Raw genomic sequence first — 18,602 nt, 5'->3', positions numbered from 1 at the left:
TGTATCGGAAAATAGTCAACAATTATTTTACTCCAGCCTTTAAAGACGATTTCCTTATAATCAACTCCGACCGTAATACAAGGCTATGTGTATTTTGAAGCTCGCCTGGGTTTTCTAAATGATTGATAATCATTCTTGCCGCAAATTCGCCCATTTCAAAACCTTTGTAGTCAATTGTTGTTAATTGGGGTTCAACCACGCAGGCCATCTGGTCATTATTAAAACCAGCGAAAGCTATATCTCCGGGTATTTTTAAGCCGGCTTTTTTTATTTCGAGCATACAGTTTATAGCGCAAAAGTCGCTTGCAGCAAACACGGCATCGGGGAGGGGTTGCATTTTTAAGATTTTTTCCGCAGCCTGTATAGCCGCAGCCTGGCTTAGGTCATTAACTATCAGTAGTTCAGCCTCAAAAGGTAGTTTGTTGTCCTTCAATGCCTGCAGATAGCCGCGTGTGCGGTCCGCGTACACGTTACGTCTTTGATCGCCGCTAATATGAACGACTTTTTTACAACCTTGTTCAATAAGATGGCTTACCAAAGTATAGGCCGCCTTATAATTGTCGATACAAATGGCCGGATATTTTTCGTGTTCTATTACTCTGTCGAAAAATACAACGGGTATATCGCGCCTGGAAAACTGCTCAAAATGACTGATATTGGTAGTATCATACGCCAACGAAACCAATACACCGTCTACACGGTTGTTAAACATTGCTTTTGCATTACTGACTTCGTGCTGCATCGATTCAAATGATTGGCTGATAAAGAGCGTATATCCAGCCTTATTAACCACCTTTTCAATGCCGGCTATAACATCCGACATAAAGTTGCTGTTAAGCCGCGGAACGATTACACCGATGATGTTACTATTTTTTTTACGAAGGTTGCTCGCGAAGGAGTTAGAGCGGTAACCCATTTGCTCTGCTGTGGCAAGTATCTTCTTTTTAGTGTTCTTATTTATCCCCGGATGGTCTTTTAAGCCCCGGCTTACGGTTGCGGCAGATATATTAAGCTTTTGAGCAATATCGTATATGGTTATTTCTTTGCCTGTTTCAGCCATGTTATTTCTATATGATAAATATACATCTGGTTGGTAATTTCCCCCAACTAATTTTAAATGAAATTCTTTGCAATCGATTGCAAAACAAATATATTTGAGGATATAAACTTATTGTTTTATTTTCAACTACCACGTTAATATTTCTCCATAAATAGGCTACAAATGAAAAATTTGTTTTGTGTGTTATTGCCTGTGGTTTTAATTTTTCCATGTGCATGCTACGGGCAATCATTAGCAAAAACTCCTCACATATCGTTTACAAACGGTGCCGGATATTTTGCTGTTTCCACCAATGGCGAATCAACGACGTTGTACACAACCGACGCGGAGTTCCCCGGAGTTACGCTCGCGGTAAGAAGCTTTCAGAATGATATTAAAGCCGTGACCAATTCGTCGCCCGGTATTATAAATAAAATCGGCGCAGAAAAGCAGTTGATAATTATTGGCACAATCGGCAAAAATGGGCTGATTGACAAAATGATAAAGCAGGGAAAAATAGACGCCAGCGGTATAGTTGGAAAGTGGGAAGCGCATATTACGCAAGTGGTTGATAACCCCGTTCCCGGTGTTAAAAAAGCATTGGTTATAGTTGGTAGTGATAAGAGAGGAACTATTTACGGCATATATGAGTTGTCTGCACAAATAGGTGTATCTCCCTGGTATTGGTGGGCGGATGTACCCATACCACATCACGATAATTTATTTATAACGCCGGGGAAATATGTTGAAAAAGGACCGGCGGTGAAGTACCGGGGGATATTTATAAATGACGAGGCACCGGCTTTTTCGGGTTGGGCTAAGGAGAAGTTTGGTGGTGTTAACCATTTGGTGTATGAAAAAATGTTCGAACTCATTTTGCGCTTGAAGGGGAATTATTTGTGGCCTGCCATGTGGGGGAACGCTTTTAATGATGATGACAAACTCAACCCCGTGCTGGCAGATAAATATGGTATAGTTATGGGCACGTCGCACCACGAGCCTATGGACAGGGCACAGCAGGAATGGAAACGTTATGGCAGCGGCGCATGGAATTATGAAACCAACGGCGCCGTATTGCGCGATTTTTGGCGAAAAGGTATCGAAAACATGGGGAGTAAGGAAACCATTGTAACCGTAGGGATGAGGGGCGATGGCGATATGCCTATGACTGAAGGCAGTAACATCGCCCTGTTGGAAAAGATAGTAAAGGACCAGCGGCAGATAATAGCCGATGTTACCGGGAAAGATGCTGCTCAAACTGCACAAATGTGGGCGCTTTATAAAGAAGTACAGGCTTATTACGATAAAGGCATGCGCGTGCCGGATGACGTAACGTTGCTGCTTTGTGATGACAATTGGGGAAATATTCGCAAACTACCCAAATTAGGCGCACCAGCCAGGAAAGGTGGTTATGGCATTTATTACCACTTTGATTATGTTGGCGATCCGCGCAATTATAAATGGGTTAACACCAATCAAATAAGTAAGACCTGGGAGCAAATGCACTTGGCTTATGAATACAACGCCCGGCAGGTTTGGGTTGTAAACGTTGGTGATCTAAAGCCCATGGAATTCCCGATAAGCTTCTTCCTGGATTATGCATGGTCGCCGGATAAATGGCCCGCATCCAGCTTGAATAAATATACGCAGCAATGGGCGGGCCAACAATTCGGAACGGCCCACGCGGCTGAAATTGCCCGTATTTTAAATTTGTACACCAAATACAATTCCCGTCGAAAGCCTGAACTGCTTAACGACAGCACTTATAGCCTGGGTAACTATAACGAGTTTGAAAATGTGGTAAATGATTATGAAAACCTGAGAACCACTGCCGCAAGTTTGAGCACAAAACTGCCTGCGCAATTTAAAGATGCTTATTACCAACTGGTATTGCACCCGGTGGTGGCTTGTGCAAACCTGTACGAAATGTATTACTATACAGCGAAAAATAAGCTTTATGCTACACAGCGAAGGGTGGCCACTAGGGCAATGGCCGACAGTGTAAGGAAGTGTTATGAACGCGATTCGCTGATATCCAACCACTACAATAAAATTATGGCCAATGGTAAATGGAACCACATGATGGACCAAACACATATCGGCTATACCTACTGGCAGCAACCGGAGCATAACAAACTGCCGGATTTGAAGACTATTCAGATGCCAGCCGCGCCGCAAATGGGGGTAAGTATTGATGGAACTGAATTGGGGCGGTCAAAACAATCGCTGACTTTCTTTCAGGGCGAAAAGCAAAAGCATAACATCGAAATTTTTAACAAAGGTAGAGGTAGTTTTGAGTATAAAGTTTTACTCGAAGCCAATTATCTAACGATCACACCTGCACGCGGCGACATAATTGACGAGCAGCGACTTTGGATAAATGTGAACTGGACAAAAGCACCAAAGGGAATAAGCAAGGTGCCTGTTGTTATTGAGGGAAATAATCAAAAATTGGCGTTAGAAGTGCTTATAAATAAGACGTTACCAGTGAATGCTTCAGGTTTTTATGAAGAAAATGGTGTTGTTGCGATAGAAGCTGAGCATTATAGCAAAGTTGTTGGGAACAAGAACGCGGTATGGACGGTCATCCCCGGGTATGGCAGAACGTTATCCGGTGTAATGCCTGCTCCCGTTACCGCCAAAAGCCAAATCCCCGGAGGTAATAGTCCGCATTTGGAGTATACAATAAATTTAAGTGACACAGGCAGGGTAGAGGTTGAGGCCTATATTTCGCCAACTATTGATTTTACAAATACACACGGCTTACGTTATGCTGTTTCAATAGATAATGAACAACCGCACGTGATTAATATCAATGCAGATCAGTCACCACAGGAATGGAGCAGTGATGTAAGCAATAATATCAAAAAGCTTACTTCCATTCACAGGATAGGCAAAACAGGGCAGCATGTTTTAAAATACTGGATGATAGATCCGGGTGTGGTGCTGCAAAAACTCGTGATCAATTGTGGCGGTGAAAAACCAAGTTATCTGGGCCCGCCTGAAAGTTTTTACCGGGTAACCAAATAATGTTTTCATTTGATCTATTTCCCAAGGTTAACAAAAATAAAATATTGATGCAATCGATTGCATCAATATTTTATACTTTCGCATTTGTAAACACTTTTTTGTGCGGTGATAATACCACGGCCGCGACCAAAAAAACTAATAAAATTATAATCTTATAAAATGAATATATCTCCTAAACTGGCTATAATAACCGGCGGGGCATCAGGAATAGGACTTGCCACTACCAAGGCTTTTGTGGCAAACGGCATTAAAACAATAATAATTGGGCGTAATGAGGAAAAATTGAAAGCCGCAGCAAATGATGCCGGCGAATTATGTAGCTACAAAGCTTATGATTTAAATAACACATCCGGCATCCCGGACTTTGTTAACTCATTGGTAAAAGAGTTCGGCACGCCCGATATCCTGGTAAATAACGCAGGTATAAACATGAAGAAATCTTTTACCGAAGTGACCGACCAGGATTTTCAACAGGTAATTCAAACCAACCTACTCTCGGTATTTTCATTGAGCCGTGAGGTTGTTAAATATATGCTGGAAATTGGGAGTGGCAGTATAGTCAATATTAGCTCGATGGCTGCGCAATATGGTATACCGTTGGTAATTGCCTATACCGCTGCCAAATCGGCTATTGAAGGGATGACGCGGGCTATGGCGACTGAGCTTTCGCCCCGCGGAATCCGGGTAAACTGCGTGGCGCCTGGGTTTATAGCTACGGCCATGTCGGGCACGGCATTAGACAGTGATCCCGAACGAAAAAATAAAGTATTATCAAGAACTCCAATGGGCAAACTTGGTGATGCTAATGACGTTGCCGCAGCAATTTTGTATCTAACGTCGGATGCAGCTAAATTTGTTACCGGCGTTGTTTTGCCGGTAGATGGCGGTAATTCTATCGGTTTTTAATGTTTTCAGTTGTTAAATAATATGGCGAAACAATTGATAATTCAACAGGCAGAGCAAAGCAAAATGAGGACAGTTTTTTTTACTGTCTTAACTTTTTTTACCTTGGCAGCCTGCGTTTGCACCGCGCAGGTACGGCTACCACAACTGATAAGTGATGGTATGGTGTTGCAACGGGATACGAAATTGAATTTATGGGGTTGGGCATCGCCGGGCGAACATATCTCAATTAAATTTAACCACCAAACTTCAAAAATTATTGCCGATGCTGCCGGGAATTGGAAAGCAACAATGCTGCCGATAAAAGCCGGCGGGCCTTATCAAATGGATATTAATGCGAGCAACCATATCGTCATTGAAAATATTTTAATAGGCGATGTTTGGTTTTGCTCCGGGCAGTCGAACATGGTTATTAATATGGAACGGGTAAAGGAAAGATACCCAAATGACATAGCAACGGCTGATTTTTCACAGATACGGAACTTTTTCGTTTCTACAGCAAGCGATGTAAGAAGCGTACATAAAGATTTGCCCCCGGCCAAATGGATAAGCGCCAATCCGACTGATGTGCTCACATTTGGCGCGGTGTCTTATTTTTTTGCGAGGGACTTGTACCTTAAATATCATGTCCCCATCGGAATCATAAACTCGAGCGTAGGGGGCACACCCATACAGGCCTGGACAAGCGCTGACGGGTTAAAGGGAATTCCTAAATACGCCGACCGTTTGGCACAGCTTAAGGATACGGCGTATCTTAATAGATTACAAAACCCGGCGAAGCCTGCCATTGAACAGAAAGCAGGGATCAAACAACCAGATAAAGGACTCAGCGGTGAACTGAAGTGGTATGAGGTTAACTATCAACCAAAAGACTGGCACAAGTTCTGGCTTCCCGGTTACTGGGCCGACCAGGGCATCAAAGGGCTAAATGGTGTGGTATGGTTTCGTAAAGAGATACAGGTGCCTGCGCGCATGGCTGGTAAACCGGCAAAGTTGTTCGTTGGCCGGATTGTGGATGCCGACGATACTTATGTTAATGGTGTAAAAGTTGGCAATATCACTTATCAATATCCGCCCCGAAGGTATACTATACCGGCCAGGGTGCTCAAGGCCGGGAATAACCTTATTGTGGTGAGGGTTACCAATACATCAGGAAAAGGCGGCTTTGTGCCCGACAAACGTTACGAACTGACTGACGATACTACTACGATCGATATTCGAGGCGACTGGCAATACAAAGTAGGACAGGTTTTTGATCTAGCGAAAGAGGCAATCAAAGCCATCGCGCCATTTTCTGCTCAAAACGAACCAGCCGGGTTGTACAATGCAATGGTAGCGCCTGTTATAAATTACCCTATAAAAGGCTTTGTATGGTACCAGGGCGAAGCAAATACTTCCAGCCCGAAAGAATACAACCAATTACTGCCCGCTTTAATTAATGATTGGCGCACAAAGTGGAACAACGCAGAGCTGCCTTTTTTATATGCCCAGCTGCCCAATTTTATGGAAGTACAATATTCGCCGTCCGAAAGCCAGTGGGCTGAAGTGAGGGAAGCGCAATTGCATACCTTATCGGTGCCAAACACCGGGATGGCTGTGGTAATTGATGCCGGCGAGTGGAATGATATACATCCATTAAATAAAAAAGATGTTGGCGACCGCCTTGCGCTTGCTGCCGAAAAGGTTGCGTATGGAGAAAAGCAACTTGTTTCTTCCGGTCCGATTTTTCAATCGGCAACCGTTGAAGGCAATAAAATCGTCATCAGGTTTACCGGTGTAGGCTCGGGTTTGATGATAAAAGATGGTACCCAACTTAACCAGTTTGCGATTGCAGGCGCTGATAAAAAGTTTGTTTGGGGAAATGCGATAATTGACGGCGAGAGGGTAGTGGTAGCGAGCGAAGACATATCTAGCCCAATGTATGTGCGTTATGCCTGGGCAGATAACCCGGAAGGAGCAAACTTGTATAATAAAGAAGGTCTTCCCGCATCGCCATTCAGGACGGATAGTCAGTAGTAATTTGATAGATATTAACAAAGTATTTACCATGAAAAAAGCAGTTTACTTACTTGTTTTCGCCGCTTTCCAGGCCGCTGCGCAAAGTACAAGTCAGCCCTCACCTGGTAATTATCCTCCACCGGTAAATTTCACCACCGAACAGGACCATCAAAACATGATGGACCAACTGGGCATTAAGTCGCTTCGCCCCGGACCAAGTGGTAACGAGAACGATGCCAACCATGCCAATTACGACGAATCAAAAGCTAATCCATGTCCCGCTTTGCCGGATGCGCTTACCTTAAAAAACGGCAAAAAAGTATCGTCGCCCGACGTATGGTGGAAAATGCGCCGGCCGGAGATTGTTGAAGATATGGAGCGGGAAGTGTATGGGCGGCTTCCGAAAAGTTTACCGAAAGTAACCTGGGAAACCAAATATATTGATCACGAATATATTGGCTTTACGCCTGTTATAGCGAAGCAACTGGTGGGCCACGCAGATAATTCGGCATATCCATTAATCAGCGTCGATATTGAGATGACTGTTGTTTTGCCTGCAAATGCAAAAGGCCCTGTCCCTTTGCTAATGATGTTTGGCCCGGCTCGCGCCCCTTCGCCAAGCCAGCCCAATCCTGCCCAGGTTGATGAGTTAAACAATGCACTCAGGAAATTGCTGGTGCAGCAGGACCCAGCCCTGCAAAAGGTATTTAATGAGCATCCTGCATATCAAATGGTTACGGCGTCATATCCCTTTTTTGGCCCTCCAAGGCAGCCAACCCCGGGTCCGGTTGACCAACCTGGGGTAAATGGTGTGAATAACGACCCGCCAACCAACGAACAGCTGATTGCAGCCGGTTGGGGTTTTGCTTATATAAACCCTGGCAGTATACAAGCCGATAACGGCACAGGATTAACGCGCGGCATAATAGGCCTTGTCAACAAAGGTCAGCCTCGCAAGCCCGACGATTGGGGCGCTTTGAGGGCCTGGGCATGGGGCGCTGCCCGCGGTTTGGATTACCTTGAGGAAAATGAGCCACAGGTTGATGTTAAACATGTTGGTATTGAGGGCGTCTCAAGATATGGAAAGGCAGCACTTGTTACCATGGCGTTTGAACCTCGCTTTTCAATCGGGCTCATCGGTTCATCGGGCGAAGGAGGCACTAAACTAAACCGCCGGAATTGGGGCGAAGCCGTTGAAAGTTTAACAGGTGGTGAATACTATTGGATGGCCGGAAATTTTATGAAATATGGTGCTTCTGAGGCAAAATTCGGCAGCAAAACAGCCTGCGATATACCTGTGGATTCCCATGAGTTAATTGCGCTGTGCGCGCCGCGGTTACTTTTTGTAAGCTATGGCATTCCCGAAAAAGGTGACGCCAAATGGCTTGATCACCAGGGGAGTTACATGGCCGAGGTTGCTGCAGGTGCGGTTTACAAGTTGCTTGGCGTAAAGGACCTTGGCGTTTCCAACGATTATAACTCTGAAAAAATGCCCCCGGTTAATACACCCATGCTTGACGGCCAGTTGGCATGGCGGCAGCACGACCAGGGACACCAGGACCAGGCAAATATGAAATGGTTTTTGAAATGGGCGAACAAAAATATTGGTAGGTAGTAATTCTTAAAGCAGCATTTATAAAAGGGCTATTGTTAATTAATTTAGTAAGATAAAAGCCCTTTTGCAAAAAACAGGAACGAATCCATCGTGCAATTAGTCCCTGTAGGCCACAAACGAAAGCAAAGTCAACTGGACGTTTATTCCAGTGACTTTCCAGAGGTGCACCATTGAAATTTGCTTTACCAGGCGCGTATCTGGTAACAGCACTGGTTGATTTTAATGCAATGTAGACAGAAACCTTTTAATCCAAAACCAAGTGAATTATGATCTGGATAATTACAAAACTATAATAACGCCTTCTTTTTCAGTGATATCCATGTATTGTTTCAAGTTCTGAACATCGTCGTCCACCAGCTTTTTGAACAGCGGATTAAACACGTGGGCCAGGCTTGCACCTAAGCCACCGGCTGGTGGTTGGTAGCTGATCACCACATCGATAAGCGTTCCACCATCTTCTGTATCCCGAAACCGTACTTTGCCGGCGTTATCGATAATTGAATCGGGGAGGGAACTCCAGCCAATCATATAGCCGGGCTCGTCGTGAACAATTTCGGCATCCCAACTCACTTTGGCCACCCCGGTGGGTAGTTTTAGTACCCAGTGCGAACGCTTTTCGTCAATCACATCTACCTGGTCCAGGTGTTTCATAAACAGGGGCAGGTTATCCAGCTGACGCCAAAAGGCATAAACTTCCGGCCTCGGTTTATCGATGCTAAAAGCCGTACGGATATTTACATTAACAGGGGAGGTGCTTAGTTTACCCGCTTGTGAGTAAAGTTCGCAATGACCGCTTATACCGCGGTTTACAAGGTAGCCGCCTGCTCCAAGCTTTAATAGGCTGGTAAAGGGGCTCTTAAAGATATTTCGGATACCTGAAAAACTGAGTTTTACACCTGCCGCTATCGATATATACCTCTCGGGCCAGTTTAAATTTATTGCTGCGTTACCATTGTGCCTGATACGCTGTAATGCTGTGGTTGCCATAATAATTGTTTAAATAGGTAATAAATATTAAACAACAGATATCGAAAGAGGTTTTGATTTTCTTTGATCACAAGGCATTTAACCGCTAATTTATAGCCAATACTTTGATTTCGCTGATTTTAAAATGCTGACTATTATTTTCAATAACCTTATCAACTCAATCCAACTTAATCAACCAATCAACGTCTAATACTTGAACTTAAAATTGGACAGATCGGGCACATACTTCTTAGTACGGCTTAACTCATACTGATAAATGACCTGCCCGAGGTTTTTCATGAATGGCAGGCATACAGTGGCGTATTCGTACTTGTCGTCGTTATAGATGCCATCTTCGTTTGATTGTACAACTGCTGTTAATATGAATTCCACATTGTGCTTGAAATCAACAATATAAGCATTATCAATATTGTAGCCGTATGAGTCGCCCACCTTGTTGAATATCCTGATATCAGGGTTAATTGCGGCAGTGCTGTCGCCGCTGTAAAACAGGAACTTGCAGTAGGCAGGGTAATATTCAGGCCGGTTGTAGGTAGGCTTGGTGCTTTCGCCAGGGAACATGCTCATGTAGTGGTAGATGAACTTATACTGGTCGGCCGTTAGGTTAAACTGTTGTTCTTTGGGAAACACACCCGGAAACAACAGGCGTTTTAATACCGTTTGCATGTCGGCAATAGTGTAAACATTTTTTTCGCTGAAATCGAAAGGCTTGTTTATCAGCTTGTCGTTTTTATCCAGGTAGCCAATTCCCTGTATCATATTGTCAAGATGCATGGGATATTCGTTGGCATCATATTGCGCGGGTTGGTGGTAAACCAGCTTATCACCGTTATAAAAGTCAATCGCATTGGTGTGTTTAGCATTGTCGCCACCATCGTAAATAGCCAGCCGGCCAATAATTCGGGTATTGTTAAGTCCGTGTTTTTTCAGCTTTTGATTGATCTCAGCCCGGCCAACGAACTCATATAAGCGGTTGTAAGCAAAATTATCGCTCACCAGCAGGATTTTCTTGATGTAGTTTTCAATACTCGGCAAGCCGCTGGCGGAGGAAGTATCTTCCAACATTTTAGTTTCGCCGGTAAACGAACTGTCGGTTTTCATAAATGATTGCATTGTCAACCCGGGTATATTCAATTCGTTTAGCTTTTCAAGTGCGAATATTGCTGTAGGCAATTTTACAGTGCTCGCCGGGTAAAAATAATGGTTGGCGTTGAGATGATAGCTGTACGATGTAAAGTGTGGCACATTGTTTTTGTCGCGGTTAATTTGCGTATACAATATCTGCACTTCGTTGTTGGTGCGATGTTTTAAAATGCCGCTGAAAAGCTCGGGGTGAGTTTGTAATAAGTTTTTAAGGAAAATGGTGTCAGGCTGTTGTGCAAAAGCGGTAATAGTCATCATCAAAAACAAATAAAGTAAAATGTATTTCTTCATGGTGCGGGCATTGTTAAATCAAACTTAATCAACGCAATTAACCCAGTCAACTTAATCAACAACAATATTTGAGTTTTTAAATTCTTATCCTACTTTTGCAGCGCTTAAGGTTCCTGGCTTATCACCAGGATTAAAAGGGAATACGGTGTAAATCCGTAACTGTCCCGCAGCTGTAAGCTCTATAACCAATGCCCAATTAAATGGTCACTGTTCGCTATCCGGCGGATGGGAAGGCCGGGCAAAAGGGGAGCAAGTCAGAATACCTGCCAAAGGCATTAATATTATTCATAGCTTTCGGGGATTGAAGCTTGAATGTGAATGCCCGTCCGGAGGTGTATTTCCATTCCAAACTTTCCATTTCTGTGATGCTGTGGGTTTAAACTCACAACAACATGAAAAAATTTTACTTTGTTGCTGCAGGCCTGGGGTTTGTACAACTGGCGCTGTTGAATACAGCTGCGCATGCCCAGGATACTTCCAGGGTATTGAATGATGTGGTGGTGACCGCCACACGGTCGCCAAAGAAATTGAGCGAAATTGGCAGGGTAGTAACCGTTATTACTGCCGAACAGATCAACAAATCAACCGGTAAAACCTTGCCGCAATTGTTAAACTCGGTGCCGGGTATTACATTTTCGGGAGCCAACAACGCGCCGGGAATAAGCTCGTCCATTTTCCTTCGTGGCGCATCGACGGGCAATATGCTGATTTTGGTCGATGGTTTTGCCGTTAACAATTCGTCGTCTATCGATGGCAGTTATGATTTAAATGCTTTCCCGCTCGACCAGATCGAACGCATCGAAATTTTAAAAGGAAGCGGCTCAACCTTATATGGTTCAGATGCAGTTGCCGGTGTAATTAACATCATTACCAAACATCCCAAACAACAAGGACTTAAGGCTAACCTGCAGGCAAGCGGTGGTACTTACAGTACATTCAACGAATCAGCCGGCTTAAACGGGCGGATTAATAATACAGGGATCGCCATAAACCTTTCAAATACCGACTCAAAGGGCTTTGCGGCTGCTACTGATACTACAGGCAATGGCAACTTTAAGAAAGACGGCTTTCACCAACGATCGGCAAGTGTTAATTTAACCCAGCAGGTCTCAGAGAAATTTACATTGAACGGTAATTTACAGGCAAGCTACAACAAAGGCAATTTGCCTGCCGGTGCATTTACCGATGATAAAGCATATACCTACAATAACACTTTTGTATTTGGTGGATTAGGTGCTAAAATTCAATTAGATAAAGGCGATTTAAGGTTCAACGTCAGCCAAAATAGTGTAAAAAACAATTACAACGACCTGGCCGGCCCATCTAACTTTAATTCCGCTTCGTACCAAAAAAACAGGGGTGGTATCACTAATGCCGAAGCAATTTTTAACTATGACATTAACAAGTACATTGACATAACCAGTGGTGCGAATTTTAAATACAGCAAATCAAACCAATTTAGCACTTACGATACGCTGAAGGACCTGCATAACAGTATTGCCAGTGTTTACACGTCCCTATTTTTCAAAGCAGGCATATTCCACCTGGAGTTGGGCGGCCGGTATAATCACCACAGCAAATATGGCAGCAACTTTACTTATACCGTTAACCCGTCGCTTTACCTTGCCGACCAGTTTAAAGTGTTTGGAACCATTGCATCGGCGTTTAAGACACCATCATTATATCAGCTATTTTCTCAATACGGCAATACAAACCTGAAACCTGAAACAACCACATCTTATGAGGCTGGCTTTGATTGGGAACTTGTTAAAAATACTTTGTCGTTTAATACCGTGTTTTATAAATATGATACAAAGGATGTTATCTATTTTAAAAATTTAAACAATCCGCCGTATGGTGTTTACGAAAATGGTGCATTTCAGAAGGATAAAGGATTTGAAAGCGAACTAAAATTAAACATTGATAAACTTACCGCATCGGCATACGCCGCTTATGTAACCGGCAAACAAACCGATGTTAACGGTAAGCAAACTGCTAACCTTTTCCGAAGGCCTAAAAACACTTACGGGGCCTCGGTTGCTTATCAGTTTATTAAAAACTTTTCAGCCGGCTTAGATTATAAATACACCGGCGACAGGAGCGATACCAAATTTAACCCTGATTTTTCATCCAGCGTGGTTAATTTAAAACATTATAACCTGGTTGATGCACACCTGCAATATGATGCTAACAAACAAATCACATTTTTTGCCGATCTAAAGAACCTGTTTGATGCAAAATATATTGATTGGGTAGGTTACAATACCCGCGGATTTAATTTTATGGCGGGGATTAAGTACCAAATAAACTAACATTTTTATTTAACAGGATAATACGTAATTTTACAGCATAAATAAAGATATGTCACTAAAGAAAATACATACCCGTACCGTAGTACTTATTGCATTAATGCTAGTTGTGTCGTTAGGGAGGTTAGTTAGTTATAACTTTCCTTATACCTTAAGTAATTTTACCCCGATTGGGGCAATTGCCTTGTTTGGCGGTGCTTATTTTACTGATAAGTGGAAAGCATATCTGACAGTTTTTTGCACATTATTTTTAAGCGATATCCTGATTAACTATTTATATACGTCTAAACTTATACTTTGGTATTCGGGCGCGATATGGGTTTATCTGCCATTTTTGCTGATGGTGTTTATCGGAACTTTTATTAAGAAAGTCTCGGTTGGAAACGTTGCTTTTGCGGCATTGGTTGCTGTTCTATTCCATTGGTTATTTACAGATTTGCCTTTTTTCTATGGCGCGCAATATCCGCATACCCTTGGTGGCTATGCTTTATCGCTGGTTGCTGCGATACCTTTTGAGCGGAATATGCTTTTGGGTGATCTTGTATTCGGCGCTGTACTGTTTGGCGGCTTTGAGTTGGCAAAAAGCAAATACACTATATTACGCACTAAAAACGAACTCGCTGTTTGATATAACATAGTATTAAAAATAAAAGCGGTTCACTAAAAAGGGCCGCTTTTTTTTGTGGGATGATTTTTCTGTAGAAATACAATACTTTGTATCCCTATTCTGGTTGGTTCAGAAAATAATAAATCTCGAGATGCAAGGTTTTGCTTCTCTAAAAGAAACATCATGAAAAGAATTGTTGTACTAACAGGCGCCGGCATAAGCGCCGAAAGCGGCTTAAAAACCTTCAGGGACAGCGATGGCCTTTGGGAGGGGTATAATATACAAGACGTGGCAACCCCCGAAGCCTGGCGCCGCAATCCGGACCTGGTGCAGGACTTTTATAACCAGCGCCGCAAATCGGTGCTGGAGGCAAATCCTAATGCTGCACATTATGCGCTGGCCAGGCTCGAAGAAAAATATGATGTAACCATCATCACCCAAAACATCGATGATCTGCACGAGCGTGGGGGCTCAACCAATGTAGTCCACTTGCACGGTATTATTACCCGGTCGCAATCGAGCCGGAACCCAAACCTAACTTATCCGATAAACGGCTGGGAGATAAAAATGGGGGACAAGTGCGAGATGGGTTCGCAGTTGCGTGCCCATGTGGTATGGTTTGGAGAAGCCGTGCCTATGATTGAAAAGGCCGCAAGAATTTGTACTGAAGCAGATATTTTTATCCTTGTCGGTTCATCACTGGCGGTTTACCCGGCAGCCGGATTGGTTGACTACGTGCCGACTGATACTCCGAAATATATCATCGATCCAAAAATTCCTAATATCGGCGACGATAGCTCATTTATAAAGATAGAAGAGAAGGCAACTGTAGGAGTTAGTAACATTGTAGATAAATTATTGAACTAAAATGGATAATTTATTAATAAAGCGGCCTGCAATGTGCTATAATCATTAATATTTCCTGATAAAACAGGCTTACATACACAATATTTAATAAAAACCTGAATTTTGCAATTGAAATTTGAATAGATTTCAATATAAACTATGTACTATACCGATTGTGTCGAATTTATTTACAATAAATGGTAATTTTTGGTGAAAAATTGGTAAAATATTGAAAAATTAAGTGTTTAAATTAGCTTATATGGTCATTTAGTTAAGAAAAATTGAATTTACTGCCTGAAGGTGGCCCGCTATTTTTATTTTTTTTAACAAAAACAAAACTTTCGCACATTTCCGTTCAATATTTTCATTACTGGCTCGTTTTTTTCACTGTAACTATATGGTTAGTTATACTAAAATATTATTATTGTAACATTAAATTTACATAAATAATATATTATTTGCAATTTTTCTTCTGAATTCACTTATTTAATACGATTTCGTTAAAAATTCATTAGCTATTTGTAATGCAAATGTTACAACATAGATTGTGGATTAATTAACTAATAACTATTAACTAACTAATCATTTCAGAATGAAGAAAAATCTACTCCTCAGTATTTTCTTTCTTTTGCTTTTTGCGGCCGGCAATTATGCCCAGGCGCAAACCCGTACCGTTAGCGGAACGGTTATTGCAAAAGATGATGGCTTACCCATGCCCGGGGTAAGTGTTGTTGCTAAAGGTTCCAAAATCGGAACACAGACCTCTGTACAAGGAAAATTCTCGTTAAGTGTACCATCTTCGGCTACTATCTTAACATTTACGTTTATTGGGTATCAGAAATTAGAGGTGCCAATAGCGGCAAACGGAATTGTAAACGTTACGTTAACCCCCGACTCGAGGCAATTAAACGAAGTTGTTGTTACCGGTTCGGGTATCGCAACAAGTAAGGCCCGGTTAGGTATAGCCGTTGAGTCGGTTTCGGGTAAAGCATTAACTTCTTCGCCGCAAGCGTCAATTGACCAGGGTTTGATTGGCCAGGTTGCCGGTGCCCAAATTTCGTCGGTTGATGGTACTCCGGGAGCGCGGACTAACATTATTCTGCGTGGTATCAATACCGTACAAGGTAGTACGTCGCCTATGATCCTGGTTGACGGTATCGAATCGCGCACGACCGACCTTAGCCAGATTGACCCCGCAATAGTTGATCACGTCGAAATTGTTCAGGGTGCTGCTGCATCTACAATTTATGGCGCGCAAGGTGCAAACGGCGTTATCCAGATATTTACCAAAAAAGGCAAGTCTGGCAAAAATCACATTGATATTTCGTCGAGCTATAGTGGCAGCAACTATATTAACAAGGGAGACGTTCACCAGGCTAAATTGAGCAGTTTTGCGGTAGATGCCAATGGTATATTTATCGATGCCAGCGGAAACCCTATTGTTAGAAACCAGGACGGCAGGTACCTTGGCATTCAATGGGCCCACGGCGCCGATCCATCAATTGGTGCACCAACCGCTATGTCGAACCCGCTGAATATTGCACACCAGCAGTATGGAACTAACCTGAAGTACTACGATCACCTGGCGCAATTGTTCAAAACTGCATACACCTCAAACAATAGTGTAGCTTTTTCGGGTGCTACCGACAAATCTGATTATGCCTTAACGCTGTCAAACAACCACCAGCAAAGTAACATCAGGAATAACGGTTATAATGACAGGACCAACTTAACCGCAAATATTGGCGCCGAACTGTTTAAAGGTTTTACCATCCGTTCGGTAACGCAACTTATTTATACTAAAAACACGCTGAACCCCAATTATGGCATCGGCAACGCCGGTGGTATATTTGATGTGTTGAACGCTTCGCCTTTTTATGATTTTAATCAAAAAAACTCTGACGGCAGCTACCCGCTATCATTAAACTCGGGTACCATCAGCGTAAATGGATCCAATCCTAATTACTACACACAATGGGCAAGCCGGGTTACTAACCGCGAAGACCTGTTACAAAGTATACAGGCCGAATACAAGATCAACAAGTTTGTAACCTTGAATGCTAAGTATGGTCTGAATTATCAGCATACTGAACAAAACACTATTTTCAAAAATCAGGCTGCAACACTTACCGCTATCGACCTGGGTTCGTATTATGGAGCTTTCGCTTCCGATCCAAATGGTGAGTTAGATAAAAGCACCAACAGCACAACTTTTCAAAACTTTAATGGCTCGGCCGTTATTAAAACCGATTTTGAAAAAGATTTTCATATCAACCTGCCAATTACCACAAGTACTTTGTTAGGGTATGATTATCGTAAAAACGTAGATAAAGCATTCAATAGCTACGGTTTGGAACTGCCGGTTTATGCGATTTATAACTTTAATCAAACAGCCACCCAGGCAGTATCATTTGATTATACCACACCTTTTATAACTTACGGTTTTATAGTGAACCAGAAAATTGATTTTGGTGATTATGGTGGAGTAGCAGGTGGTTTCAGGAGCGATTATTCATCAGCATTTGGCGGGGGCTCAAAACCATTCACATTCCCTAACGTGAACGGATACATCAGGCCATCATCATTTGGTTTCTGGAAAAATTCGGGCTTAGGCAGTTTGTTCCCTGAATTTAAGATAAGGGGTGGATTTGGAGAAGCTGGTACGCAACCATATCCTTTTGACAGGTACCCAACTATAAACCCTGGAAATATAGGCTCGTCACTTACCTTTAACCTGCCTACCTCACTGGCCAACCCAGACCTGAAGGTGGAAGTATCGAAGGAATACGAAATTGGAACCGACCTGTCTATAAAAGGTGCATCAGGCGCATGGTTTAGCGAAATTAATATCGGCGCTACCTACTGGAGCCGTAAAGCAAGTAACGTTATTTACAGCATAAACACTGCTCCTTCAACAGGTGGTTCACTTATAAAAACCAATGCTATTGGTCTTTCTTCGCATGGTTTCCAGGCATCGTTGAACCTTGGGGTATTAAGAACAAGAGATTTTAACTGGAATTTCACCACCAATTTCAGTAACCAAACTACCACGATTACTGGCACAAGCGGACCACCAATTATCCTTACCACTGCTGCCGGCAGCACCCAGTTAGCGTTGGTTGCGGGTCAGAAAATTGGCCAGATATACGGTAATAAAGCATTAACCAGTGTGAACGAAACTAACAGCAAGGGAGTACCATATATACAACCTGCCGATTATGGCAAGTACACTATTGTTGATGGCCGGGTTGTGGACATCGCCACCAAAGGCATTCAATTTGCAAACGAAGTTAGTTCGTTTGGCGATCCCAATCCAAAGTTCAACGCGTCTTTTATAAATAATTTCAATTATAAGTCGCTCTATTTTGGTTTCCAGTTTGACTGGGTTTATGGCAGTCACCTTTATAACCAAACCAAAGAATGGCAATACCGTGATGGTATAAGTGGTGATTATGATAAAGCTGTTGATATCGGCGGAACCTCAGGCGCTTATACAGCTTATTACAGGAGCGCTTATGCCAATATTATAGGCGGCATAAACGGAGCCAGGAACGGCACGAAGGATTATTTTTATGAAAGTTCGTCGTTCCTTAGATTGAGAAACATCTCACTTGGATATGATTTTTCCAAATTACTGGGCAGCAAAGTGTTTAAAAAGGCAGTGTTAACCTTTACCGGGCGCAACTTGTTAACCTTTACCAAGTACACAGGCTTCGACCCGGAAACAAGCTCTGGTGCATCAAACTCACCGTTTGACAGGGGAGTGGATCATGATTCAACGCCTAACAGTAAATCTTATCAAATTGGCTTAAATCTTGGATTTTAATCGACTTA

11 protein-coding genes and 1 riboswitch are annotated in these 18,602 nt (G+C 42.8%); of the genes, 8 read left to right on the top strand and 3 right to left on the bottom strand.

Annotated features, from left to right (window positions below; genetic code table 11):
- Positions 1-22 precede the first annotated feature (22 nt).
- Positions 23-1,060, bottom strand: coding sequence for a LacI family DNA-binding transcriptional regulator (locus Q0R52_RS16500; RefSeq protein WP_295796205.1), 1,038 nt, complete (start codon positions 1,058-1,060; stop codon positions 23-25).
- Positions 1,061-1,222: 162 nt separating this feature from the next.
- Between Q0R52_RS16500 and Q0R52_RS16495 the strand changes: the two genes are divergently transcribed.
- From Q0R52_RS16495 to Q0R52_RS16480, 4 genes are all read left to right on the top strand, one after another.
- A complete protein-coding gene (locus Q0R52_RS16495) occupies positions 1,223-4,069 on the top strand; it encodes a glycosyl hydrolase 115 family protein (RefSeq protein ID WP_295796204.1) in 2,847 nt (948 codons plus the stop codon).
- Between the two features lie 159 nt (positions 4,070-4,228).
- Positions 4,229-4,975 (top strand): SDR family oxidoreductase, encoded by a 747-nt coding sequence (locus Q0R52_RS16490; protein WP_295796202.1) that lies wholly within the window; start codon positions 4,229-4,231, stop codon positions 4,973-4,975.
- 102 nt (positions 4,976-5,077) lie between these two features.
- On the top strand, positions 5,078-6,988 hold the full coding sequence (locus Q0R52_RS16485; protein ID WP_295796200.1) for a sialate O-acetylesterase: 1,911 nt from the start codon (positions 5,078-5,080) through the stop codon (positions 6,986-6,988).
- Between the two features lie 31 nt (positions 6,989-7,019).
- Positions 7,020-8,585 carry an acetylxylan esterase gene (locus Q0R52_RS16480; protein WP_295796196.1) on the top strand — a complete coding sequence of 522 codons (1,566 nt, stop codon included), beginning with the start codon at positions 7,020-7,022 and terminating at the stop codon, positions 8,583-8,585.
- Positions 8,586-8,864: 279 nt separating this feature from the next.
- On the opposite strand, the gene Q0R52_RS16475 is transcribed toward Q0R52_RS16480, so the two are convergent.
- Both Q0R52_RS16475 and Q0R52_RS16470 read right to left on the bottom strand, forming a co-directional pair.
- On the bottom strand, positions 8,865-9,572 hold the full coding sequence (locus Q0R52_RS16475) for an SRPBCC family protein (protein ID WP_295796195.1): 708 nt from the start codon (positions 9,570-9,572) through the stop codon (positions 8,865-8,867).
- Positions 9,573-9,758: 186 nt separating this feature from the next.
- Positions 9,759-11,006, bottom strand: coding sequence for a serine hydrolase (locus Q0R52_RS16470; protein WP_295796192.1), 1,248 nt, complete (start codon positions 11,004-11,006; stop codon positions 9,759-9,761).
- Positions 11,007-11,096: 90 nt separating this feature from the next.
- Positions 11,097-11,292: riboswitch (cobalamin riboswitch) on the top strand.
- A 106-nt stretch (positions 11,293-11,398) separates the two neighbouring features.
- Here Q0R52_RS16470 and Q0R52_RS16465 point away from each other — a divergent pair.
- The 4 genes from Q0R52_RS16465 (at position 11,399) to Q0R52_RS16450 (ending at position 18,594) form a co-directional block, all read left to right on the top strand.
- Positions 11,399-13,318 carry a TonB-dependent receptor gene (locus tag Q0R52_RS16465; RefSeq protein WP_295796190.1) on the top strand — a complete coding sequence of 640 codons (1,920 nt, stop codon included), beginning with the start codon at positions 11,399-11,401 and terminating at the stop codon, positions 13,316-13,318.
- Between the two features lie 49 nt (positions 13,319-13,367).
- Positions 13,368-13,943, top strand: coding sequence for a DUF6580 family putative transport protein (locus Q0R52_RS16460; RefSeq protein ID WP_295796188.1), 576 nt, complete (start codon positions 13,368-13,370; stop codon positions 13,941-13,943).
- A gap of 162 nt (positions 13,944-14,105) precedes the next feature.
- Entirely contained in the window at positions 14,106-14,789 is a 684-nt protein-coding gene (locus Q0R52_RS16455; protein WP_295796186.1) for an NAD-dependent deacylase, read from the top strand.
- A 571-nt stretch (positions 14,790-15,360) separates the two neighbouring features.
- Positions 15,361-18,594: a SusC/RagA family TonB-linked outer membrane protein gene (locus Q0R52_RS16450; RefSeq protein ID WP_295796184.1), complete on the top strand. Its 3,234-nt coding sequence runs from the start codon at positions 15,361-15,363 to the stop codon at positions 18,592-18,594.
- The last annotated feature ends 8 nt before the right edge of the window (positions 18,595-18,602 follow it).

It is taken from the genome of Mucilaginibacter sp., assembly GCF_025359345.1.
GTDB lineage: Bacteria > Bacteroidota > Bacteroidia > Sphingobacteriales > Sphingobacteriaceae > Mucilaginibacter.
The sequence above is the reverse complement of the archived record's forward strand: the minus strand, read 5'-3'. Positions and strand labels throughout refer to the sequence as shown.